At 43.2% G+C, this 22,809-nt stretch carries 20 protein-coding genes; 9 read left to right on the top strand and 11 right to left on the bottom strand.

What is annotated here, in order from left to right; all coding sequences use genetic code 11:
• The first annotated feature begins 104 nt into the window (after nucleotides 1-104).
• Entirely contained in the window at nucleotides 105-848 is a 744-nt protein-coding gene (locus AB6E85_RS09010) for a TetR/AcrR family transcriptional regulator (RefSeq protein WP_048612523.1), read from the top strand.
• A gap of 114 nt (nucleotides 849-962) precedes the next feature.
• Here the strand turns inward: AB6E85_RS09010 and AB6E85_RS09005 are convergent, their stop codons facing one another.
• The 3 genes from AB6E85_RS09005 to AB6E85_RS08995 form a co-directional block, all read right to left on the bottom strand.
• Nucleotides 963-2,234, bottom strand: coding sequence for a DEAD/DEAH box helicase (locus AB6E85_RS09005; RefSeq protein WP_372142338.1), 1,272 nt, complete (start codon nucleotides 2,232-2,234; stop codon nucleotides 963-965).
• A gap of 57 nt (nucleotides 2,235-2,291) precedes the next feature.
• A complete protein-coding gene (locus AB6E85_RS09000; protein ID WP_048612524.1) occupies nucleotides 2,292-2,903 on the bottom strand; it encodes an ACP phosphodiesterase in 612 nt (203 codons plus the stop codon).
• A gap of 204 nt (nucleotides 2,904-3,107) precedes the next feature.
• The gene (locus AB6E85_RS08995; protein WP_017059831.1) at nucleotides 3,108-3,236 is read right to left on the bottom strand and encodes a hypothetical protein; all 129 of its coding nucleotides are present in this window, start codon (nucleotides 3,234-3,236) and stop codon (nucleotides 3,108-3,110) included.
• A 446-nt stretch (nucleotides 3,237-3,682) separates the two neighbouring features.
• On the opposite strand from AB6E85_RS08995, the gene AB6E85_RS08990 reads away from it, so the two are divergent.
• Complete coding sequence (locus tag AB6E85_RS08990) at nucleotides 3,683-4,906, top strand: aromatic amino acid transport family protein (protein WP_017064640.1); 1,224 nt, start codon at nucleotides 3,683-3,685, stop codon at nucleotides 4,904-4,906.
• 148 nt (nucleotides 4,907-5,054) lie between these two features.
• Nucleotides 5,055-6,479, top strand: a complete 1,425-nt coding sequence (locus AB6E85_RS08985; RefSeq protein WP_017064641.1) for a methyl-accepting chemotaxis protein — start codon at nucleotides 5,055-5,057, stop codon at nucleotides 6,477-6,479.
• A 407-nt stretch (nucleotides 6,480-6,886) separates the two neighbouring features.
• On the opposite strand, the gene AB6E85_RS08980 is transcribed toward AB6E85_RS08985, so the two are convergent.
• The 3 genes from AB6E85_RS08980 to AB6E85_RS08970 form a co-directional block, all read right to left on the bottom strand.
• Nucleotides 6,887-7,612, bottom strand: coding sequence for an HAD-IA family hydrolase (locus AB6E85_RS08980; protein WP_050633293.1), 726 nt, complete (start codon nucleotides 7,610-7,612; stop codon nucleotides 6,887-6,889).
• A 305-nt stretch (nucleotides 7,613-7,917) separates the two neighbouring features.
• Entirely contained in the window at nucleotides 7,918-9,726 is a 1,809-nt protein-coding gene (locus AB6E85_RS08975; protein ID WP_372142336.1) for an HD domain-containing phosphohydrolase, read from the bottom strand.
• 60 nt (nucleotides 9,727-9,786) lie between these two features.
• A complete protein-coding gene (locus AB6E85_RS08970; protein WP_372142334.1) occupies nucleotides 9,787-10,281 on the bottom strand; it encodes a hypothetical protein in 495 nt (164 codons plus the stop codon).
• A 248-nt stretch (nucleotides 10,282-10,529) separates the two neighbouring features.
• On the opposite strand from AB6E85_RS08970, the gene AB6E85_RS08965 reads away from it, so the two are divergent.
• From AB6E85_RS08965 to AB6E85_RS08950, 4 genes are all read left to right on the top strand, one after another.
• Nucleotides 10,530-11,006, top strand: a complete 477-nt coding sequence (locus AB6E85_RS08965) for a CreA family protein (RefSeq protein ID WP_017059837.1) — start codon at nucleotides 10,530-10,532, stop codon at nucleotides 11,004-11,006.
• 128 nt (nucleotides 11,007-11,134) lie between these two features.
• Nucleotides 11,135-12,439, top strand: a complete 1,305-nt coding sequence (locus tag AB6E85_RS08960) for an inosine/guanosine kinase (protein ID WP_050644845.1) — start codon at nucleotides 11,135-11,137, stop codon at nucleotides 12,437-12,439.
• A gap of 294 nt (nucleotides 12,440-12,733) precedes the next feature.
• Nucleotides 12,734-14,482 (top strand): formate--tetrahydrofolate ligase, encoded by a 1,749-nt coding sequence (locus AB6E85_RS08955; RefSeq protein ID WP_372142333.1) that lies wholly within the window; start codon nucleotides 12,734-12,736, stop codon nucleotides 14,480-14,482.
• Between the two features lie 237 nt (nucleotides 14,483-14,719).
• Complete coding sequence (locus tag AB6E85_RS08950; RefSeq protein ID WP_372142331.1) at nucleotides 14,720-16,624, top strand: diguanylate cyclase; 1,905 nt, start codon at nucleotides 14,720-14,722, stop codon at nucleotides 16,622-16,624.
• A 63-nt stretch (nucleotides 16,625-16,687) separates the two neighbouring features.
• Here the strand turns inward: AB6E85_RS08950 and AB6E85_RS08945 are convergent, their stop codons facing one another.
• Entirely contained in the window at nucleotides 16,688-17,293 is a 606-nt protein-coding gene (locus AB6E85_RS08945) for a beta-phosphoglucomutase family hydrolase (protein WP_048608431.1), read from the bottom strand.
• 87 nt (nucleotides 17,294-17,380) lie between these two features.
• Between AB6E85_RS08945 and arfB the strand changes: the two genes are divergently transcribed.
• Entirely contained in the window at nucleotides 17,381-17,791 is a 411-nt protein-coding gene (gene arfB, locus AB6E85_RS08940) for an alternative ribosome rescue aminoacyl-tRNA hydrolase ArfB (protein ID WP_050654392.1), read from the top strand.
• A gap of 93 nt (nucleotides 17,792-17,884) precedes the next feature.
• On the opposite strand, the gene AB6E85_RS08935 is transcribed toward arfB, so the two are convergent.
• Entirely contained in the window at nucleotides 17,885-18,202 is a 318-nt protein-coding gene (locus AB6E85_RS08935; RefSeq protein ID WP_372142329.1) for a helix-turn-helix transcriptional regulator, read from the bottom strand.
• 201 nt (nucleotides 18,203-18,403) lie between these two features.
• On the opposite strand from AB6E85_RS08935, the gene AB6E85_RS08930 reads away from it, so the two are divergent.
• Complete coding sequence (locus tag AB6E85_RS08930; RefSeq protein WP_372142327.1) at nucleotides 18,404-18,730, top strand: hypothetical protein; 327 nt, start codon at nucleotides 18,404-18,406, stop codon at nucleotides 18,728-18,730.
• Between the two features lie 115 nt (nucleotides 18,731-18,845).
• On the opposite strand, the gene AB6E85_RS08925 is transcribed toward AB6E85_RS08930, so the two are convergent.
• The 3 genes from AB6E85_RS08925 to AB6E85_RS08915 form a co-directional block, all read right to left on the bottom strand.
• The gene (locus tag AB6E85_RS08925; protein ID WP_372142326.1) at nucleotides 18,846-19,904 is read right to left on the bottom strand and encodes a trypsin-like serine protease; all 1,059 of its coding nucleotides are present in this window, start codon (nucleotides 19,902-19,904) and stop codon (nucleotides 18,846-18,848) included.
• A 279-nt stretch (nucleotides 19,905-20,183) separates the two neighbouring features.
• Nucleotides 20,184-21,317: a glycine cleavage system aminomethyltransferase GcvT gene (gcvT, locus tag AB6E85_RS08920; protein WP_372142324.1), complete on the bottom strand. Its 1,134-nt coding sequence runs from the start codon at nucleotides 21,315-21,317 to the stop codon at nucleotides 20,184-20,186.
• A 448-nt stretch (nucleotides 21,318-21,765) separates the two neighbouring features.
• Nucleotides 21,766-22,389 carry a helix-turn-helix domain-containing protein gene (locus AB6E85_RS08915; protein ID WP_017064652.1) on the bottom strand — a complete coding sequence of 208 codons (624 nt, stop codon included), beginning with the start codon at nucleotides 22,387-22,389 and terminating at the stop codon, nucleotides 21,766-21,768.
• Nucleotides 22,390-22,809: the final 420 nt, after the last annotated feature.

The following is a 22,809-nucleotide window of genomic DNA, read 5'->3' as shown; positions in this document are numbered from 1 at the left end:
TATATTTAATATTAAATAATTCTCAAGCTTTACTTTCCACTTGTGCAGTATTTTTTATTTCAGTAAAAACAGTGTAGAATGTGGTAATCAGGTAATTATGTGAAATGAAGATGACCGAAAAGAAGCAAGGTAGAAGAAGTGCAAAAGACGCCGAAGAGACGCGTTTTTTGATCATGAGCGTTGCCGCAGACATGTTCTGTGACTTTGGCTACGATCGTGTATCACTGCGAAACATCAGTGAAAAGGCAGGCGTATCACATAGCCTTATCCGCCACCACTTTGGTAGCAAAGAAAAGATTTGGCATGCGATAAGTGATTGTTTACACGATTATTTTCAGTCTTACATCAGTAAGATTATGGAAGAGCTGCCAAAAGATGTTGCGCCAAATATCGCTATCTACCTGTTTAGCATGCGTCTGTTCACCAACATGATTCACTCACGTAGGCCAATGCAGCTTATTTCGGACTCTGTTCGCCAAGAAGACAACCTTGTTGATTACTTCATCGACAATGTCGGCGATGTTGAAAAAGAGATTAACGGCCTTGCCGCTGAGTACAATGCAGCTAACCCAGACAAAATGATCAACATTTACGAAGTTAAATGGCAAATGATCATGTACGCAAACGGCGCTGTATGCCTCACTCCCTTCATGGAAAGCACTTGGAATGAAGGCGATATGGTTACCTCACCGGAAGATGCCCTACTTAAGCATTGGCAGCTTTTCAACACGCAGATGGTCAGCAAGTTCAATATTGAAGAAGAGTGGGTTCTTAATCCAACCTCGATTGAAGAGCTGATTTACGAAGTGCCATGTGAATGGAAGTGTAACCAGGAACATAAAGCTTAATCGGCTTCATACCCATTAAGAGCTTATAAGATACAAAAACGCGCCGTTACAGAAGTCACTGTAACGGCGCGTTTTTATATTATAGATCTTTAAACTGGAGCTTTGTCCAGCTTGTTAACGACGTGCTTTACCGCGATTTTGATGAATCTTAAGCTTCGCTTTCATCTTACGTTTTTCTGATGAACGGCTCTTGCTGCGACCACCACGATCGGGCGCTAGATCTTTTTCTAAGCTTGGTTCAAAGCCCTCTAGCCACTCTTGAGGCAAGCGTGTATCAAGTAATCGCTCAATATCACCCAGCAGGTAAGCTTCGTCCTGACTCATCAGAGAGATCGCTAAACCGCTGTTGCCTGCACGGCCAGTACGTCCGATGCGGTGAACGTAATCTTCTGCTTTGAATGGCATGTCATAATTCACAACTTGTTCTAGCTGCTGAATATCGATACCACGGGCTGCCACGTCGGTTGCGATCAACGCGCGAACTTTACCTGACTTGAAATCGTCTAGGGCTTTTTGACGCGCACCTTGGCTCTTATCGCCATTGATTGATGCCGCTTTAATGCCGTCTAACTTAAGCTCTTTAACGAGAGCATCAGTACCCTGCTTAGTCTTAGTGAACACCAACACTTGTTGCCAGTTTTTTGAACCAATCAAATACGCTAATAGCTCACTTTTACGCGACTTATCTACCGGGTAAACCACCTGTGTTACGGTTTCAGCAGTGCTGTTTTTTGGCGTAACTTGGATTTCACTTGGCTTTTGCATCATACGGTGTGCAATCGCTTTGATTTTGTTATCAAACGTTGCAGAGAAGAACAGGGTTTGACGCACTTCGTTCATGCGAGAAAGAATACGCTTGATGTCAGGCATGAAGCCCATATCTAACATACGGTCAGCTTCATCCAATACCAGTACTTCCGTATGGCTCAACATAATGTTTCTAGTGAACATATGATCAATAAGACGACCAGGCGTCGCGACAAGAATATCTGCGCCACCGCGTAGGTTATCAGTTTGCACCTTCATGCTAACGCCGCCGTAAGCCACCACGACTTTAATGTCGGTGCCCTTCGCGTAGCTAGTTAAGTTATCGAAAACCTGTTGTGCCAATTCACGAGTTGGTACTAATACAAGCGCACGAACGAGCTTAGGGTTCGGAATAACGTTGTCTTTCGTCTCGATTAATCTTTGAATAATCGGTAAACCAAACGCGGCCGTTTTACCTGTACCCGTTTGAGCACCAGCCAGTACATCTTTGCCTTCTAATACCAATGGAATTGCTTGTTCTTGAACGCTGGTAGGAGCCGTAAAATTAAGCTCTGATAGCGTGGCAAGAAGATGCTCAGATAATCCTAGTTGGTTAAAAGATTTTGTAGATTCAGACATAGTATGATGCTCAAAGATTAAATAGGCGCGGATTGTAGCAAACCTGCATTACGCTGTTTACCTTTCCTTTTGATTTTTCTTCATTTGAAGCGCATTAAACTGCTTCGCTTCTTCTAAAACGTTGGGATAAAGCTCATTAAAGTGACACTGCAACGTATCATAGTGACGTTCGAGGTCATCGTAACATGCCTCAAGCATACCGAGCTTTGGCCTTCTCAACGCCATTCGCTGCAATACCACCTCTATAGATGACATGTCTTGATAGCTCTCTAACCATCTGTGCTCAGCCATTTTCTGATGAACCATAACGAAATTTTCTGGCCAGTGTGGCTCTTGATGTTCAAAGATCTGCTCATGGCTATCTAAACAAAAACGCTCTAATGTCTGCTGTGAAAATTGAGCCCAATGATTGGCTAAGCAGTGATCCCAAAATACATCGAGTGCGATAGGCGCAAAGCGTCGTGTTTGGTCAGAGAAAAGTGATTTTGCAGAACGAGATACATCATGACGATCAGTATAGCTATCAACAAATCGATGAAGCCTAATACCGTCAGAAAGGGAATCAGAATAGTGTTTATTAGGGTCGCCTTTAACAAAATCACCCAACAGGTTACCTGCTAAGTTGCTGTTACAGTGCTTGGCGATGTGGAGGTGTGCGAGAAAGTTCATTGAACCTCATTAAAGTATCGAGAACTAAGTAACATGGTAAACGTACTCGTTTATCTTCGCGAACTTTAATGAGGATAGTTTTGGTATGACGTGTGAGCGAATAAGGTTTGCTCAGTTTAGAATTGTTTGCTTTGAGAAGCTTTAGCTAAGAAAACTTTTAGCTTTAAACGTTTCAGTTGAAACTCAATTAAAGATCTTAAAAGCTTAGTTCGAAGACTTGAAAAGCTCTTCTGCTAACTGTTTCACTGTCTGTTCATAGTCAGACAAATCAATGCCAATTTCCATAGCATCTAACAACTCTAGACTTTCGTCATTATAAGATTGGTCACTCATTGTGCCCCCTCTATTCCTTGATGTGGACATGATGTCCTATTAACTAGTACACCATCTTGGACTTATATTATGTCACTTTGATGAACGCACTCTACTCTACCCATTCCATATTCATAGCTTAAAGCTACTCGCGATCATTAACGCTTTTTTACGCTAAAGGGGTATACGCGAACGACATATGTACTGCCACCTTACACCAAGTACAACAAATTACTCTATAAATTTTGAAGCCGATCATGGTCAAACGTTTGCTTTGCTCATTTGAATGCTGCCACGCCCGTCAATGTAAACATTAATTTACAGTGGATATTTTTAATTACAATAGGCATTGCATTTGGAATTAAACTCAATCAGAATACTTCAAAATCGAAATATTCTTTGGGTTTATGCGCTTAAGCTAGAAGAATTACAATGAAAACACACCCTAACGTAAAGAATTATATACAATGAATAAATCAAAGGTTTTTGGTAGTACTTTGATCATTGCAGGCACAACTATTGGTGCTGGCATGCTCGCTCTTCCACTTGCTTCTGCAGGTATTGGCTTTTCAACTTCACTTTTCTTGATGCTGGGTTTATGGGCGTTAATGGCCTTTACGGCGCTATTAATGGTAGAGCTTCACCAATTCGCAGAATCTGACGCTACCCTGCACACGTTAGCTCACACCATTTTAGGGACAAAAGGAAAGTGGATTGCGAGCTTCGCGGTGATGTTTCTTTTCTACGCTCTGTGTGCGGCATACATAGCTGGCGGCGGTGCGCAATTTAACCAACGAATTTCGGATATCGCGGGTATCGAACTCAATGCTCAAATCACCACGCTTCTGTTTACCCTATTAGTTGCCGGCGTTGTGACGATTGGTACACACAGTGTTGATAAAGTTAACCGCGTTTTATTTGGCTTAAAACTTATCGCGATGGTTTTGGTACTCAGCTTCCTAGCGCCAAACATTACCTCTCAATACCTAATGAGCATGCCTTTACAACAAGGCCTGATTGTGGCGGCGATTCCGGTTGTGTTTACCTCTTTTGGTTTCCACGGCAGCATCCCATCAATTGTTCGATACCTAGATGGTGACGTTCGTTCTTTACGTAAGGTAATGATTATTGGCTCGGCACTGCCTCTGGTTATCTACGTTTTCTGGCAAAGTGTTACTTTGGGTGTGATTAGCCAAGAGCAATTATTGTCTGATACAAGTTTAGGCGCGCTATTAGTCTCTCTATCGCAAACTGTCCATCAATCCAACCTAAGCGTGATCGTCGGTGTGTTTGCGGACCTTGCACTGCTGACATCTTTTATTGGTGTGAGCTTGGGTTTATTTGAATTCATGGGCGACTCACTGAGCAAGAAACTAGGTAACGCGAAACGTGTTAAGACAGCTGCTATCACCTTCTTACCGCCACTGGGTTTTGCCTTATTTTACCCACAAGGCTTCATCATGGCTTTAGGCTATGCAGCCATTGCACTTTCAGTGCTCGCGATTCTGTTACCAACAGTGATGGTCTACAAGGTTCGTTACACTGATTTCTCTGTCAAACCTCAATCTGCAGAAGCCAGTTACCAAGTGTTAGGCGGTAGCAAAGCGCTGTTTTTAGCAGGTAGCGTTGGCGTATTTATCATTGCCATTCAAGTTCTTATTTCAGTAGGGTTACTGCCTTCTTTGGGCTAATAAACCTATAAAGAACTAATTTGCTTGATCTAGGTCTCATAAATAACATGTCACTATCATTAATTTTCACAATTAGTCGATTGAAGTCACATTTTTATTGAGGTCGGTTATTTAGAGTCCACGGTAAAGGATTTACCGTGGAGTTTTTATGAAAGAAGTACAATTTCGAACGATAGACAAACTGTTTATCAAGATGTCGATCAACGACAAGTTTTGGGTCATTTTCTTAATCTTTTTTGCCGCTTTGGCAAGCCTAGCTGGACTGAACTACGTCAACAAAATGGAACACATTGACGTAACTGCAAAACAGCAGGTCGAGTATCAACTGCAAGGTATTTTATCAGCATCAGATTCCCCTGCTTCTGTTCGCTCTGTTAGCCAGCAAACTCGCGCTCAACAAACCACTATTTCAAACAATGGTTCGGTGACTGCTACAGCACTCGCACAAGATGGCAACTACTACTCACTTACCGTTTCAACTAACGATATACAGAATCAAAAGCAGCAAGCACTGTACACTTTATTACTGAGCTTTTTGTGGTGTGTGCCTTTTGGTCTTTTCTGTTACTGGGTAGCGACTTTCCTAGGCGGCGCACTTTGGGTTCTTTACTCAACGACTCAAAAGATTGGTGATGGGGACTTAACATCACGCCTTGGCTTTCACCCTGGCCGTGACGAATTTGGCACGATTGGTTGTGCGCTTGATCGTTCAATGGACACGCTTAGTGAGTTAGTCAACAACGTAAACCACAGTGCAGCAACGCTAAGTGAAACGTCAGCTTCTTTCGAAACAGAGATGAAGCGCAGCGAAACACAAATCATGAGCCAAAACGCCTCTCTAGACTCTGTAGCGACAGCAATGGATCAGATGACAGCTTCGGCAAATGAAGTCTCTAACATCTCTGCACGCTCAACGGAACAAACAGAACAAGACGCGCAGCAAATCAACGATAGCCACGCGAAGGTTCAACAGGCAATCTCGGAAATCACCACCCTTTCCTCTTTGATCGAGCAAACCTCATCTTCTGTTACTAGCTTGAATGTGAATACGAGCCAAATTAACGAGGTCATCACGACGATCAATGCCATTTCAGAGCAAACTAACTTACTTGCTTTGAATGCTGCGATTGAAGCGGCTCGTGCGGGCGAACAAGGCCGTGGTTTCGCTGTTGTTGCAGATGAAGTAAGAACACTGGCAAGCCGCACTCAGTCGGCTACAGTAGAAATCCAAGCGATGATTGAACGCTTACAGCAAGAGAGCCAAAATATCGCGAAGATCACCGAACAGACGGTTGACCAAGCGCAAACCAGTAGCCAGTTGATTTCAAACATTGGTCACGACGTAAACTCGATTGCAGATTCAGCTCAAGCACTAATGGACATGAGTATTCAAATTGCAACATCGGCAGACGAGCAAAGTAACGTTGCCAATACGATTGCAGCAGAACTTAACGATATTCGCAGCCAATCAGATGTGATTAAAGACGTGGCTCAGAATTCTTCAAATGGCGTATCTAGGCTAACAGAAGCGTCGGTTTCTCTGTCTCAGACGTTGGCACGATACCGCACTTAAGGCTCAACTAGCGAACTAGCAGCGTGAATTGAAAACTAACTAATGAGGACTCGTAATGGGTCCTTTTTTTTGGCTTTTGTTTAATAACATTACAAGGGGCATGGTCAATAACGATGACATTATCAATTACCATGAAGCAAGTCGCAAAGGAGAGATTAAGGAGCGTCAGAACTGTCTAATATTCGAGCTTAGGAGTAATCTAATTGAACGGGTCTTTTTTCGCTTACCCTCTTGCTGCAGGTGACACATAATGAATAAAACAGAAACACCAAACACCGACGACATTACATGCCCTTTATGCCAACACGACGAGTATCTGCTTTCAGAAAGTGGAGAGAAGTTTACTTGTGCATCTTGCGGTTTCCACACCAAACAATTTAGTAAGGTAGTCAGCCTTCAACTAAGCTCTACCCCACCAAAGCTGCAGAATTCGATATACCACCATTTGAGCAGTGCTTGCCATTAATCCACACTGAAATTTCTTCTAGACTGTAGATATCCTGAGCCGCGAGTTCTGCTGAGTCGGCTTCGGAATCTACGATTGCTTCATCAATACTCGGGCGCAGTCGAAACGATTGGATACCTGCGCGAACACCAGCCTCAATCCCTTTCAACGTATCATCCACGTAGATGCACTCATTCGGTAGAAAGCCCATGTTCATGGCTGTGTACATAATTAGATCAGGCTCTGGCTTCCAACTGTTAGCATCAAAAGCTGAGAACACTTTGCCTTTGAAGTCGTCTAGCATGCCTGTCATCGCCAATGAAGATTCAACTCTAGATTTCGGTGCATTGGAAGCGATACAAAACTCGATGTCTTGTTGTTTGAGAAATTCAATAAGTTCGATAGCGCCGTCCATCGGTTTTAAATGACGCTGGAACAGTGCTTCTAATTCAGTGCGGTATAACGGCTCAAGTGTATCAATCGAGATAGATAGCCCAAGACGTTCTTGTGTATCCATTAAGATGTCGGCTAGCTTCCCGCCTTGAAAGTGCGCATAACAGTCGTTGACGTTTAACTCTGCCCCAAAGCCAGTGAAAACGTTCACCAAAGCTTGGCAGCACAGCTTTTCACTATCGATAAGTGTTCCGTCACAATCGAAAATCACACATTTAGTCTGTTCTAACCGCATAGGTATCTCACTCAGATTGAATCCAAGTTTTATCCTATAGTGTTCTTTCAATGGGCGAGATGATTGAGGTAACAGTTTGCGGATACAGGCTTATTTCTCTTCGCGAAATATGGAGTTGATCACTTTATCGCTCAGCATAAGCAACAGTTTTCATCAAATTAACCCAGATTCTACGAGACCAAATACTGCGAGGTTTACATAAGTGACTCAATTTCAGTGGAAAATATAAATCATAAGTTCCTAGTCAGCTTGAGGCGAATTGATAAAGAAGCCAAGACGTATAGGCAACGCAAAGAGAGCGACGGTTAGCTAACAACCGACTCTTCTAAGACCTTAGCTTCAATCGAAGGTGAAGACGCATATTCCAAAGTTCCAGTATCGGGATACGAATCTCGGATAGCGACAAACTCGGGTAAGTGTTTCAGTAGTAATTTAGTCAGCTGAGGATCAAACTGGTAGCCACACTCTCGCTCAAACAAATCGACCACCATCTCTAACGGCCATGGTTCTTTGTAGCAACGTGCACTAAGCAGCGCATCAAATACATCGGCTACGGCGGTGATACGAGCAAACAGGTGTATTTCATCACCCACTTTGCCATTCGGGTATCCAGCACCATCCCAACGCTCGTGATGTTCGTTAGCAATGATTGCCGCGAGGTTGGTAATATCACCCGCTCCGCTCTTCAGTAAGTTATAGCCAGCCGTAGTATGAAGCTTCATCACCTCCCACTCTTGGTCGGTTAATTTCCCAGGTTTATCCAAGATCGATTCAGGGACAGAAATCTTACCCACATCGTGCATTGGGCTGATGATCTCAATCATCTCGACCTCACGATGGCTCAAGCCACGATACTTCGCTAGCAATGCAGACAGCTTGGCTACACGCTTAACGTGATTACCTGTTTCGCCAGAGCGGGTTTCAATTGCTTCTCCGAGAACATGAATCATATCCTTTTGGATATTCAAGGTCTTTTTCTGAAGCTTTAAGATTCGTTTGTTCTTATTCGCCAACTCTTTCTTTTGGCGCAGAGTAACGAATTGCATCAAGATGATCAGGCTTAAACCCGCAATCACCATCGACAGCCCCAATAACAACTGGAAGTTTTTGCGAATAAAGGATGAAGGCTCGTTAATGAAAACCGCTTCGTCAGGTAACGCGTTTGCACTAATCCCGTATCGTTTCATTGCAGGGTAATTAAATACAAAACGCTTGTTGTCTCCTGGAGTTAGCGGTGTCGTAAAACCAAGAGGAAGATATTTATCCAATGCATCGACAGCCTCTTCACCCATGCTTTGAGAGTGATTAACGTAACCACCGAGTACATCACCCGAAATATAGAACTGCCACAAAGCAAACACCGGAGCAGCACTCGCTTTTGACAACGTATCCGCAATCTCTTGGTAAGTGTGGTAAACCCCTTGCTTCAACTCGGTGTTGTAATGACTGAGCAATACCGCATCGTCCGCAGAGATCCCTTCCAAAAATTGGCTTGTATGTACAAGCGACAAATCGCGAATTTCTATGAGGTTAATATTCGGAAATTCAGCCATCATTTTGTTCATTTCTTTATGAATCAGCTCAGACGTTACACTGTAATCATTTACAAAATAAAGATTCTTTAGATTAGGTCTTAATTTGGAGATCAGCTTAATATTAACGTCTATCTGATCGTTCTCATAAAGCACGGTTGCTCTGTCAGACACCGCGTACATGTCGGTACTGAAATCATTGATGCCGGCTGCAACGACAGGTGTGGAGCGGTCAATCAAATTAGGCAGAGATTCCAGGAAATTGGCCGCGTTATCGTCCGTCGCAATTACGCCATCAAACTTATAACCTGCATATTTCGCACGTAAGTAGTGCGCGAGAGAGTCGTAGTACTCTGGGCTGTGGACACGCTTTGAATCCAAATACTCGATTGAGAGCTTAACTTCGGTTTGAGACTGGCTGAACGCACTGTCTATCCCTTTTTGGAAGTCAGCAGTCCATTGATAAGAAGGTTCGTATGAGTGTAAAACTAGGATGCGTTTTATATCCCAGTCGTTAGCAAAGCTGAGTGAAGAATAAGCGCTAACACACAATACAGCGATTGATATCAATAGCTTGTACATACAATACCCTTTAAATAAGACGGGGTATTGTACTTAGATTAACGCTTTGTCAAAGAATCTTTAGTTCTCGATCCACACTTTATCGCAAGAAGCATGATCTTGTGCCCAAAAATCGTGTAACTGCTTAGCAAAGTTGTTGATACTTTGACCATTTCCAGCAACGAGATCCGAGATCAATAGGGCATCATCTGCTTCTGTGACGATAGCGCTCGCCACAACTTCACCATTTTGAGTACCAATATATAAGACATGATCGTCAGAAAGCATAATTTGGCTCAAGAACTCAAGCATGTGTGCCCTTTCGGTTTCATCTTGGTAAACGCTTGCTTGGTTAAGTGAAAATAGCACGGTCAATTTATGGAAATCGACTTTATGCAGTTCATCAATTTGGGAAGGAGTTTGATCTTGTGCTAGGAGTTGGTATGTCTTGGATGGAAGTTTGCTTTGATAAAGTTCGCGGCCGAGGAGGCTCTCTTTTGCGGGGTAAGCAATATCGAGCTGGCTAAACAGCCATTGGTTTTTCTTGTGTGCAATTTCAGGTATTTCGTTATTCATTCTTTTAGTACCTACGGTTAGTATCCCCAAATATCGCAGTTATTTGGAAGACATACGGTCGGCTGAGGTGCCGAGCTACAAGCAGAGAGCATACAGAGCATGACCAAGGCCAACAAGTACTTTAAATGCTTCATATTTTTCATTATCCAACAACATCCTTTAAGAACTTAGCGAAAAGCTCTACACTCGTATTCAAGCTTTCAATATCCTTATAGTAAACAGAACTATATAAATAAAAAGGACTTCTTATGAAAAAAGCCTTAATAGCAGCAGGTATCGTGACAATGTTAGCTGGCTGTTCGGACAACGAGGTTGGCGACGTCTCACTGGGTTTCTTCACAATGAAGGATATCAAGATGTCTTCATTAGATGACGATAAGATCGCAGGTGTTACCTGTCATATCGCATCAATCGAAGCAAACCTTAGCCTTTCTGATCCAAGTGATAGCTCTATCTCTTGTCGTCAAACAGGTGAAATCACACCAGAAATGATTGCTCAAATAGACAAGAGTAAGTCTGGTGAAGTGGTATTCAAGCAATCGAAAAGTATCTTCTTTAAAACAATGAAGGTTCGTCGTATCTACGATGCAGAGAATCAGTCGCTGCTTTACTTGTCTTACACCACCAAAGAAACGGAAGGCAGTTTCAAACATAGCCTTTCAACTGTTCCACTTTGGGGTACAGAGGCTTACGTAGACCCAGCAACACTTGTTCCAGCTGAATAGCCTTAAGCACAAGTAAGCCGAATCACCTGTACAGACATTGTGCAGGTGATTCAAAATGTAATAAAAATGAAAGAAACAGAAACAAAATGTGATATCATGCGGCAAAATTTTTTCACTGTATTTTTCATATGAAGTTTCCTGGACAGCGTAAATCTAAGCACTACTTTCCAACTCACGCACGTGATCCGTTGGTCAACCAAATTCAACAAACACCTAAACTACACCGCGCAACAGTGGTCGGTATAGGTCAAACGATTGTTGACATCGAAGCCCGTGTTGACAACGAGTTCCTAGAAAAATACGAGCTGAGTAAAGGTCACTCACTGGTATTGGAAGAAAGTAAAGCAGATGCGCTGTATGAAGAGTTAGTTGAGCGCGGTTTGATCACGCATCAATACCCTGGCGATACTATCGGCAACACACTGCACAACTATTCCGTACTTGCAGACAGCAAATCTGTCCTGCTTGGCGTAATGTCTAAGAAGATTGAAGTTGGCTCATTTGGTTATCGTTACCTTTGCCGCACTTCTTCTCGTATGAATCTAAACCACCTTCAAACTGTTGATGGTCCAATTGGTCGTTGTTACACGCTGATTTCTGAAGATGGCGAACGTACGTTTGCAATCAACGAAGGCCACATGAACCAACTTCTTCCAGAGAGCATTCCTGAAAAAGTGTTCGAGAAAGCTTCTGCATTGGTTGTGTCGTCATACCTAATGCGTGGCAAACCTGAAGATCCGATGCCAAAAGCGGTACAAAAAGCGATTGAATACGCCAAAGCGCACAATGTGCCTGTTGTACTAACACTTGGTACTAAGTATGTGATCGAAGGCAACGCTGAATGGTGGCAAGAATACCTGAAAGAAAACGTAACCATCGTCGCGATGAACGAAGATGAAGGTGAAGCGCTAACGGGTGAAAAAGATCCTCTATTGGCTGCTAACAAGGCTCTTGAGTGGGTTGACCTCGTTCTATGTACTGCTGGCCCTATTGGTCTATACATGGCAGGTTACACTGACGAACCAGCGAAACGCGAAACCACACTGCCATTGTTACCGGGTAACATCCCTGAGTTCAATAAATACGAATTCAGCCGTGCGATGCGTAAGCAAGACTGTAAAGACCCAGTAAAAGTGTACTCTCACATTGGCCCTTACCTAGGTGGCCCACTTGAGATTAAGAATACCAATGGCGCTGGCGATGGTGCACTTTCAGCACTACTTCACGACATGGCAGCAAACAGCTACCATCACGTGAATGTACCAAACTCAGAGAAACACGAGCACGCTTGTCTAACTTACTCTTCACTGTCTCAAATTTGTAAGTACGCAAACCGTGTAAGCTACGAAGTGTTGACTCAGCACTCTCCTCGCCTTTCTCGTGCACTACCTGAACGCGAAGATAGCTTAGAAGAAACATACTGGGATCGTTAATCGACCATATTAGGCAGTTACCTTTTAAAGGTTAACGCAAAGTGAGATTACCCATTCCTTGAAGGGCTGCTATATGCAGCCCTTTTTGTATACAACGCCAATATAACTGCAGCTCAAGGTAATCAGATCGAATATTTTGCTCGTTTAAGATTTGATCTCGCGCAATGACTCTTTAGATCTGTTATCTTCCAGCACATAATTCGTGTGGTTTGCCTTTACTTGGCAAATTTATACAGTACTATCGCCACGCAAACGTTTACGTACCACCTTTCGGTTCTGATATAAGGATCAAATATGCTGTCTGATATTGATATTTGTCGCTCTACTCCCCTTAAAAACATCAGTGAGGTTGCCAAGCAAGCTGGCCTGCACCACAACGAACATCAGCCATTAGGGCAATTCAAATCTAAAGTGTCTCTCACATCACTTGAACGCCTCGCCAACCAACAAGATGGTAAATTAGTCGTAGTCACGGCGATCACACCGACACCTCTTGGTGAAGGCAAAACCGTCACTACTATCGGATTGGCACAAGGCCTCGCAAAGATTAACCAGTCGGCTATGGCCTGCATTCGCCAGCCTTCAATGGGTCCGGTATTTGGCGTAAAAGGCGGCGCAGCGGGTGGTGGTTACTCTCAAGTTGCCCCTATGGAACAATTAAACCTGCATCTGACAGGCGATATTCATGCTGTTACGGCCGCTCACAACCTCGCCTCTGCCGCCATTGATGCGCGTTTGTATCATGAACAGCGTGAAGGGTTAGACGCCTTTGAAACGCGTTCAGGCTTAAAAGCACTGGATATCGACCCAAGTAGAATCGTTTGGCGACGTGTACTTGACCACAATGATCGCGCATTACGCATGGTCACGGTTGGCAAGAACGAAGCAGACAAAACAATTAACGGCTTTGAGCGAGAAGATGGATTTGATATCTCAGCCGCTTCAGAGCTAATGGCTATTCTTGCTCTAGCTGATGACCTTCAAGATTTAAGAAAGCGTATCGGACGAGTGGTACTTGCCTACAACAAACAAGGCTTGCCGTTAACCGCAGATGACTTCAACGTTGCAGGCGCAATGACCGTAACAATGAAGGATTCTATTGAACCAACATTGATGCAAACCCTTGAAGGCGTTCCGACCCTAATTCACGCCGGGCCTTTCGCGAACATTGCACATGGTAACTCTTCAATTATTGCCGATAAGATAGCGTTAAAACTGAGTGACTTTGTTGTAACCGAAGGTGGTTTCGGCTCAGACATGGGTTTCGAGAAAGCGTGTAACATAAAGGTTAAGGCATCTAACAAGAAGCCCGATTGCGCTGTGGTTGTCGCTACATTACGTGGATTAAAGGCCAACTCTGGTTTATACGATTTGAGACCGGGCACTCCATTACCAGATTCAATTTTTAATGATGACCAAGACGCGCTAATTGCAGGCTTTGAGAACCTTAAATGGCACATCAACAACGTTAAGCAATACCAAGTGCCTACAGTTGTTGCGATTAACCGATTCCCACAAGACTCCGCTCAAGAGCTCGATGCTTTGAAACAGATGATCACCGACTTCGACTCAAGCGTTAGCGTTGAAGTAAGCGAAGCATTTGGTCAAGGTGGCGAAGGCGCGACTCAACTGGCTCACGCCGTGGTAAAAGCTTGCCAAAAACAGAGAGAATTTAAACCTTTGTATCACTCAGAGCAAAGCCTAGAAGAAAAGCTGATGGCAGTTGCTGAAGTTGGCTATGGCGCGGCAAGTATTTCGCTATCGACACTGGCTAAAAAACAACTGGCTGAGTTCAAACTTCATGGCTATAGCGACCTATCGGTTTGTTTGGCAAAAACACCACTATCAATCTCGACAGAAGCACACATTAAAGGTGCACCCACTCAATTTGACGTGCCTGTTAGAGAACTAAAACTGTGTGCTGGTGCTGGCTTTATTTACGCGTTGTGTGGCAATGTGATGACCATGCCAGGCTTGCCTGACAAACCGGCGTTCATGTCGTTAGATATTGATAGTAATGGAAATATCGTCGGCCTAAGCTAGATGCTCTTAGCTAGATAAATGGCAATTAATCGCGATTAATTTGGCTCAATTTTCAGACCGGTGTTCTATATTGAGCAATCATTCCCTTACGAAGTGATTGCTCAACAATCAAGCTTAAGTGCAAAAAGTTGCACTAAAATCGTAGTTATATGCGAATCTTGTCTTAACTTCTGGGTCAAGATCACATTAAAAACCTTATAAAATATATAGTATTGCGCTGATTCTTTGAGGACAGTGATGAATACAAGTATAAAAAAACTAGTCAGCCAATTTCTATGTACCATCTTTGCCCTAGGACTAGTCCCTGCCCTCTACATAAACTCTGAATTAGACAGGGTTGAAGCTCAGCACACGCTAAATATCAAACAGTCCAGTCAGAACCAGATCGAATACAGCTTTCATGAGCTCGCTGTTATTGTTGAGCAAATATCTAACTCTGTTCCTTCTATCGCTGACTCTCAAACACTACTCCGAGCGATTCAAGAACCTTCTATTATCCATAAAGAAACCCTGCAAGATCTTTGGGTGATGTTAGCTCGTGGCCAAAAATACTATTCTCAGCTTCGTTATCTCGATCTAGCTGGAAACGAAGTGTTCCGCGTTAACTACAAAGACGGTAAAGCAACTGTCGTCCCAGAGAACCAACTGCAAAACAAATCCTCTCGAGATTACTACAAGATGCTACAGAAGTTAGAGATTGGCGATGTCAGCTCTAGAGGCATTGACTTAGAAATGGAAAATGGAGAAATCATCCACCCATTAACGCCGGCGCTTCGCATTATGACGCCAGTCGCTGAAGGGAATCGAATTATTGGTTACTTCATTGCAAATCTAAACATGCTTGAGATTTACAAGCGTCTTCATTACCAAATCGGAGACTCAGCTGCAGTCCCGGTCATTCTAAACAAAACAGGCCATGTCATCATGGGCCCCGACCCGGCTGAATCATTTGGACATGTTCTAGAGTCACGTTCAGACAAGACATACGCAAAGCTATATCCGGCGCTTTGGAAAGACATTCAAAACAACTCTTCGTCTAGCTATTTCGATGGTAAGAACTGGTATTTCCACTCTGACATCAGCCCAAAGATAAAGCAGTTTGAAGGCCCTATTTACATGGTTCTTCACATTGAAAATCAGCAGTTCAGCAGTCAATACCGACAAGAAAAACAAGCGATTGTCGTTCAGATCATCACCTTATCTTTCTTGATTTCGATGATCTCCGCTGGCTTCGTATTGTGGAACAGCAACCACAAGAAGAACAGTATCGAGAGCCAACTTGCTAAGGCCGCGATGAATGGTATGTCTGCCTTGGTGATTACCGACAGAAACAACCGAATCATCAAGGTAAACCAAGAGTTCACCCGTGTGAGTGGCTACGAGTTAGAAGACGTAAAAGGCCGCCAACCGTCCATGTTTGCTTCTGGTCGCTACAACGAAGAGTTCTACATAAAGATGTGGAGCATCATCAAAGAGAAAGGCATGTGGGAAGGCGAAGTGGTTAATCGTCGTAAAGACGGGTCTTTGATTACGGAAATACTGCGAATCCAAACCATTAAAGATTCGAAAGACGTGATTCAGTTTTATGTCGCTTCATTTGTGGATATCAGTAAACACAAAGAGCTAGAAAACAAACTTAGAAACCTGAGTGAAAAAGATGCCTTAGCTGGGTGTTGGAACCGCCGTAAGTTCGATCTTGAGCTGCGAGATGAGTGTTCTCGTGTGAATAGATACCCTACTCGCGAACAATCTTGCTTAGCGATTTTGGACATAGACCACTTCAAACGCATCAACGACAGATTTGGTCATGATTATGGTGATAGAGTCATTCAAACCGTTGCTCAGGTATTACAACGAGAGTGCCGAGAAACTGATTTTGTGGCTCGCATTGGTGGTGAAGAATTTGGCGTTATTCTACCTCATACCACAACGGAAGAAGCTGAATACGTTCTCAACAGACTGAGAATTGCTGTCAGCCTTGAACTCGATAACGTGGTGACGGTCAGTGGCGGAATCACCAACCTGACCAACGACCCTGCTCTTAACTACAAGTGCGCCGATTTAGCACTCTATGAAGCCAAAGCAGCAGGCCGAAACAGTGTTTGCTTATTCCTAGACAGCGAAATGAGCGAAATCGCCTAACAGAAAATCGATATTGTTCCGCTAGGCTATCAGTTTGGCGGTTTAACAACCCAATCCTTTCAATCAGCTTGGTGCTGGATAGAACTCTAGTTTGTTCCCTTCTACCACCAGAATACAATCCATGTTCGCAGCATGAGCAGCCTGCTTACCTAGGTTGGTATCTTCAAACACAACACACTGCTTTGGCTGCAAACCCATACCAAAACACGCATCCAAGAAAGTATCCGGATTTGGTTTGTGATTCTTAACGTCAGTTGCTGTCACTAGGATATCGAGCTTACTCAAGATATCTGTCTTATCCAGTAACTGTTCGGCACTTTTACGTTGACTACCCGTCCCGACTGCAATCTTCTTGTTACCCAGATGCTCTAACAACAGAGAGTGAGTACAAGGGATAACGTCACCTTTGTCTTCAATAGCTGCAAACGACGCCATCTTAAACGTAGAGACCGCTTGTGGGTCGAGCGATAAACCGTATTTGCTGTTCACCTCACCGGCTATCTTATAACTTGGCATGCCACCCAAGCTATGCAGCCAAGACGCTTCAAAATGAAAGCCGAACTCTTCAGCCGTTTGCTGCCACGCCTTTACATGTGCAGGCATTGTATCGATCAACGTACCGTCCATATCAAAGATTAATCCTTCATATGCCGTTAAATCTATTTTCATCACTACTACCACTCTTTAATAAAGTTACTGATACCATAACCAATATTCAGTATCATGGCGCCATATTACCGTTCAAAATGGATGTTTATGTTACAAATATCTAACTCTGTTTCGATTCAAGACTGGGAACTCCAGTTAACAGCGATCAGAGCACAAGGAGCCGGCGGTCAGAACGTCAATAAAGTATCGAGCGCGATACATTTACGTTTTGATATCAAGCACTCTACCCTACCTGACTTCTATAAAGAAAAGCTTCTCGCACACAAAGATAGCCGCATCACTAAAGATGGCGTGATTATCATTAAGGCACAGCAGTATAGAACACAGGAACAAAACCGAGATGATGCTTTGATACGTTTGAAAGAACTGATCTTGGAAGCAACAAAAGTTCAAAAAGTGAGACGAGCGACTAAGCCAACACGTGGCTCTCAGAAAAGACGTTTAGAAAGCAAGAAACAGAGAAGCACCACCAAACAGCTGCGTGGAAGAGTGAGCTGATGGCTTCATACGCTCAGAGAACACATCACCCTAGAAATATCTGTCAATTTAACTAACGAATAGATCCATTACACTGTTTATTTGAAAGAAAGGCTACTGCTTCTTTTTGACCGACAAAATCAGCTTGATTAACAACAGGCGCTCTTCGCTGGTCAGCAGGCGACTGACTGCTTCTACATCTTCCGCTGTCGCTTGTGATGCACCAACAATATCAAGTACCACATCCAAATCCGTCACTTTTAAGGTTCTGGTGATTGAACGATACTGAGACATCTTGATGTCCGCCTCGCCGCGTTCAATCCGTTGATAAGTTTTTAAACTCATTCCCGCACTCGAGGCTAACTTTTCTTGAGACAAGTTGGCTTGTTTCCTACGCTCAATCAGCGCCAATATTATGGGTTCTTGTGACATAAGCTCATCCTCAAAAGACAGTTATGTCCTAAATTCAGCAAGAAGCAGACCATATTGACTTGTGATGGTTTACATAAGCCATCAAAGGCATATTATTCGCTTGATAAAAACCGTTACGTTTCATAAACCTTCACACTGATATCAGTTGTGAACGTACAGGCTAGGTAACTTGAGTATTCAAGTGTTGGGAAATTAGAAAAATTGCAAATTGCGAATAAGAAAGACGTCATATTGGAAATTGCGAATCGTTATAAATTGGCATTTCCTTGCATTAAGCACGCATTAGAAACGGGCAATACCCGCTCAGAAATTATTGCAGTGCAGCATAGGCTACTGACTTACAAAGAAGTGCTGTTGCACGGAAGTATGTTGGAAGAGAAAGAGTTGAAGCAGGCCTTTTCTGCTCTGAATCAAAATGAAAAAGGTGTCGCACAAAGCGGTATTCAAAGCATCAACGACGCAGTAAAAGAGATGGATGTAGTTGTCGAAAGATACAGTAGAAAAGCGTCTACTGAATTCTGTGCCTAATCTATTAATATCAACGAGTAGCGCTAACCTCTGAACGGCTTAAACAAACAAAACAAACGGCCAGTCATAGTTGAATGACTGGCCGTTTGTTTAGCTAACATGAAGACGTGGGTATCTAACGAGACATCGCTCTTCTAAACCCACCGAGTAACATCAACGCGCCTAGCAAGCCAAACGACACACCGCCTCCACTGCCACCTGAGCCAGATGAGCTTCGACCAGCATAGGCAACTCGTTTTGCCTCTGTTGCAGAAAACTGGACTGTTTCCGTGCTATCGATTACCCCGTTAGTTACATCCGTAATCCAATCTTTATAATCATATATCTCGGTAAATACAGATGTTACGCCGATACCCGCACCACAAGTAGTCGGCCCAAAGCTTGTGATGCCAACCTGCTCGTAAGTTGAACCATTTTTCCAAAAGACCGGTCCGCCTGAATCACCTTGGCATGTACCACCATAGAGGCCATTATCCGGTCCATTACCATTGAAGCAAATTTGCTTTTCAGTGACTAAAGAACCAAATACAGCCTTGCAATTTATCGTATCAACGTATGTAAGGTCTACTCTTTGTAACAGATTGGTGCTGTCCTCGCCTGACTTTGTATTGCCGTGACCTACTGCGACAAAGCTATTATTGATACCCCGATAAGTGTCAAAAACAGGGATTTGAGTTTCAGCAGATGTACTCAAGCCAAGAGATGACTCTAACTTCAAGATAGTAATATCATTCGGTAAAAGATTTGCTTCAAGGTCTGAATAGTCACTGCGATAGTAAACGTCAGATACTCGTACTTTCTGAACACCACCATTTGGAAACAACGAAGTGTCTTGTAGTTGAGGGACGACAACAGTAAACAACTGACCTTCTTCATCACCGTAAATACAGTGCGCCGCTGTCAATACATGGTAATTGTCTAAGATAGTCGCACCACAGTAAGGGCCTGTAGAATAAACACCGTCATAATCAATACGATCAATGAACAAGCTCGCCATTGAAGGAAATTCCGTCACTGAAGCGTCGCTACCATTCACAATATAAGGTGTTACACCCACATTAGGAGTACTTTCGTCCGTGTTTTCCGTTGCCATAACACTTGATGTGTAAATCAATGGCGCTAAAAGCCCTAAAACGGCTTTACGAACCGGACTCATTGTATGGTTTACGTTCATAGTTAACCCCTTGTAACCCCTACTACTTATTTACAAAAATGATGAATCGCCACCATAACACGTCACAACCGTGATTATAGTAAGTATTTGTAACGATATCGCCACATATCTCATTTTATAAACGAATTTTAAGTAACCGTTGTTAGTGGGTAACGCTAAACCTTATACGCTCGCAAAAACATACGCTACCAAAAACAAAAAAGCCTACCGTTAGGCTTCCCAGTAAAGAGAAGCAAACAATAGGCTTTCGTTAAACTTGGTGTTTTCTCTTAAAAGAGATTAGCCACGGTAGTAACGTTGAGGTACGAATGGCATTTTTTCTACTGTCATAGGTAGCTTCTTGCCACGAACTTCAGCGAATACTTCAGTGCCAATAACCGCTAGGTCAGTACGAACATAAGCCATAGAAACAGGCTTGCCCGCGTTAGGACCCGCAGTACCACTTGTTACAACGCCAATCTTGTTGTCTTCAGCATCGAACAGCTCAGCGCCTTCACGTACTGGAGCTTTAGTCTGACCAACAAGACCAACACGCTTGCGTTGAACGTCTTTAGTCGCGATTTGCTCAAGGATGATATCAGCGCCAGGGAAACCGCCTGCACGTTCACCGTCTGTACGACGCACTTTTTGAATGCCCCATAGGAGGCTAGCTTCGACTGGTGTTGTTGTTGTATCTAGATCGTGACCGTACAGACATAGACCACACTCAAGACGAAGTGAGTCACGAGCACCCAGGCCAATCCACTCAACTTCAGCTTCTGAAGTCAGCTTACGCGCTAGTGCTTCAGCGTGTTCGTTCGGTACTGAGATCTCGTAGCCATCTTCACCCGTGTAGCCACTGCGGCTCACGATGCATTCAACGCCATCGATATCAACTTTTTGAACATCCATGAACAGCATGTCTGCAACGCTTGGTTGGAAACGAGCAAGAACTTCAGATGCTTTAGGGCCTTGAAGTGCTAATAGAGCGCGGTCATCAATCACTTCCATCTCTACGTCAGCTGGTAGGTGCGCAGTAAGGTGGTCGATATCTTGTGTCTTACAAGCCGCGTTCACAACAACAAATAAGTGATCGCCTAGGTTTGCAACCATAAGGTCATCCATGATGCCGCCCTGCTCATTAGTAAAAAAAGCGTAACGCTGTTTACCAGAAGGAAGGTCGATAATATCTACAGGAACCAAAGATTCTAAGACAGCAGCTGCGTTTGCACCATGTAGACGAAGTTGCCCCATGTGAGAAACATCAAAAAGACCGGCAGCGTCACGAGTGTGTAAGTGCTCTTTCTTTACACCTAGTGGGTACTGAACTGGCATATCGTAGCCAGCGAAAGGAACCATTTTCGCACCCTCTTCAACGTGAAGTGCATGCAGTGGTGTTTTTAGTAGGTCTTGATTAGCGTGTTCTTGAGTCATTTTATTCTCCATGAAGCGTTGCAGGCTGTCCAAAATCAAGTCTGCCGCTTATATCTCTATTTAGAGTCGCCTCTAACGATACGGATTAACGTTAGAAACAGTAGATAGTAAAAAGTGATGTCTTTTATATAGGCTTATATTGTTAGCTTTATAAATCTGAATAGCTGTACAAATCCCATACAACTCACTTTCTAAGAATTCACTTCAGTAAACTTCAATCAACATGAGTAAACCGTGTTCACTATAATAAACAAGCCTGAGTGATTTTTACACCCTTAACAAGATTAAAACAGCTCAAAATGTGACATTTAACAATTTAAAAACAATTTATAGATACATACAAAAACGCGATATTGATGATTTTCACATCAATATCGCGTCTATTGGCTAACGTTCGAAACAAAAGCAAACGTTTGCATTCACTATAAGAAATTCTAAGTTTGTTAACTTATTTTGCAGTCACCCACAAAATGAGTGCATCTTCTGTACTGGTCGAAATCAGCATGTGGCCCATATTGGCATCGTAATACATACTATCGCCTTCGCTCATTGGCACAGGTTCGTAGAATTCTGAGTAGAACATTACATCGCCAGAGATGATCATTAAGAACTCTTCACCGTCATGACGCACCCAATCATTATACTCTTCAAAAGTACGTGCTCTCACGCGGCTCTTAAACGGCATCATCTTCTTATTAGAAAGCTCAGTCGCAAGCAGCTCATGTTCATAAGTCGGTGTTGGGTGTGGTTTACCTTGGCCTGCCTTGGTTAAGTCGCGACGTCCTGTTGCCACTTTTTTCCTTGGCGGCTCAAAGAGTTGCGGCATATCTATTTGCAAACCCATCGCCAATTTTTGCATTGCTTGAAACGTTGGTGAGATCTGTTCGTTCTCGATTTTGCTGAGCGTAGAACGCGCCAAGCCTGTTCTTTGGCTTGCTTCTTCTAGCGTAATCCCTAGCTTGCCGCGGATATCTTTAATACGCTGGCCAAGCCTAAGTGGTTCGATATTCTGGTCTAACGTTTCCTTCGCCAACGTTAAAGATGGGTACTCATCATAAATGTCTTCTGACATAGGTCCCTCATTAATTTCTTGCTTCCTGTCTATTAATTTCATTGTTGCATGAAGCGCTTTGTTGATTAAAGAGCACACAGAGAAATAAAGCGTGCTCCCCGTAGCAAAACAAGAAAAGTTGTTTCCTATTGGAAATTTTTGTTGAAAATTGATTTTATCGGAGCTATGTTATCGACTTGTTAGATGAAGAGATGCTACTTCAGCTTGCAGCAAATGATAGATTTAACATTTGTAAGAGCTGTTTTTTACCCGAACTTTTTGGGAAACAATTCGTGCTGCATTGACCCTACAACGATCGCTTAGACGCTGTAAGAGTATATTTATAACGCAATTCACGTTTATCTATACCTATATAGCGCAAACGATACCGATGCAGAAATCAACGTAAGACCTAATGGACTATAAAAACAATCACCATTA

The sequence above is a fragment of the Vibrio sp. 10N.247.311.51 genome, from assembly GCF_041467855.1.
In the GTDB taxonomy this organism is placed as follows: Bacteria; Pseudomonadota; Gammaproteobacteria; order Enterobacterales; family Vibrionaceae; genus Vibrio; species Vibrio coralliirubri.
Note: the sequence above shows the minus strand (reverse complement) of the source record. Positions and strands in the feature narration are given on the sequence as shown.

What these genes read in the sequence shown, in the direction of transcription:
- AB6E85_RS09010 (WP_048612523.1), top strand. Translation starts at nt 105, where the DNA reads ATGAAGATGACCGAAAAGAAGCAAGGTAGAAGAAGTGCAAAAGACGCC.
- AB6E85_RS09005 (WP_372142338.1), bottom strand. Translation starts at nt 2,234, where the DNA reads ATGTCTGAATCTACAAAATCTTTTAACCAACTAGGATTATCTGAGCAT.
- AB6E85_RS09000 (WP_048612524.1), bottom strand. Translation starts at nt 2,903, where the DNA reads ATGAACTTTCTCGCACACCTCCACATCGCCAAGCACTGTAACAGCAAC.
- AB6E85_RS08995 (WP_017059831.1), bottom strand. Translation starts at nt 3,236, where the DNA reads ATGAGTGACCAATCTTATAATGACGAAAGTCTAGAGTTGTTAGATGCT.
- AB6E85_RS08990 (WP_017064640.1), top strand. Translation starts at nt 3,683, where the DNA reads ATGAATAAATCAAAGGTTTTTGGTAGTACTTTGATCATTGCAGGCACA.
- AB6E85_RS08985 (WP_017064641.1), top strand. Translation starts at nt 5,055, where the DNA reads ATGAAAGAAGTACAATTTCGAACGATAGACAAACTGTTTATCAAGATG.
- AB6E85_RS08980 (WP_050633293.1), bottom strand. Translation starts at nt 7,612, where the DNA reads ATGCGGTTAGAACAGACTAAATGTGTGATTTTCGATTGTGACGGAACA.
- AB6E85_RS08975 (WP_372142336.1), bottom strand. Translation starts at nt 9,726, where the DNA reads ATGTACAAGCTATTGATATCAATCGCTGTATTGTGTGTTAGCGCTTAT.
- AB6E85_RS08970 (WP_372142334.1), bottom strand. Translation starts at nt 10,281, where the DNA reads ATGAATAACGAAATACCTGAAATTGCACACAAGAAAAACCAATGGCTG.
- AB6E85_RS08965 (WP_017059837.1), top strand. Translation starts at nt 10,530, where the DNA reads ATGAAAAAAGCCTTAATAGCAGCAGGTATCGTGACAATGTTAGCTGGC.
- AB6E85_RS08960 (WP_050644845.1), top strand. Translation starts at nt 11,135, where the DNA reads ATGAAGTTTCCTGGACAGCGTAAATCTAAGCACTACTTTCCAACTCAC.
- AB6E85_RS08955 (WP_372142333.1), top strand. Translation starts at nt 12,734, where the DNA reads ATGCTGTCTGATATTGATATTTGTCGCTCTACTCCCCTTAAAAACATC.
- AB6E85_RS08950 (WP_372142331.1), top strand. Translation starts at nt 14,720, where the DNA reads ATGAATACAAGTATAAAAAAACTAGTCAGCCAATTTCTATGTACCATC.
- AB6E85_RS08945 (WP_048608431.1), bottom strand. Translation starts at nt 17,293, where the DNA reads ATGAAAATAGATTTAACGGCATATGAAGGATTAATCTTTGATATGGAC.
- arfB (WP_050654392.1), top strand. Translation starts at nt 17,381, where the DNA reads ATGTTACAAATATCTAACTCTGTTTCGATTCAAGACTGGGAACTCCAG.
- AB6E85_RS08935 (WP_372142329.1), bottom strand. Translation starts at nt 18,202, where the DNA reads ATGTCACAAGAACCCATAATATTGGCGCTGATTGAGCGTAGGAAACAA.
- AB6E85_RS08925 (WP_372142326.1), bottom strand. Translation starts at nt 19,904, where the DNA reads ATGAACGTAAACCATACAATGAGTCCGGTTCGTAAAGCCGTTTTAGGG.
- gcvT (WP_372142324.1), bottom strand. Translation starts at nt 21,317, where the DNA reads ATGACTCAAGAACACGCTAATCAAGACCTACTAAAAACACCACTGCAT.
- AB6E85_RS08915 (WP_017064652.1), bottom strand. Translation starts at nt 22,389, where the DNA reads ATGTCAGAAGACATTTATGATGAGTACCCATCTTTAACGTTGGCGAAG.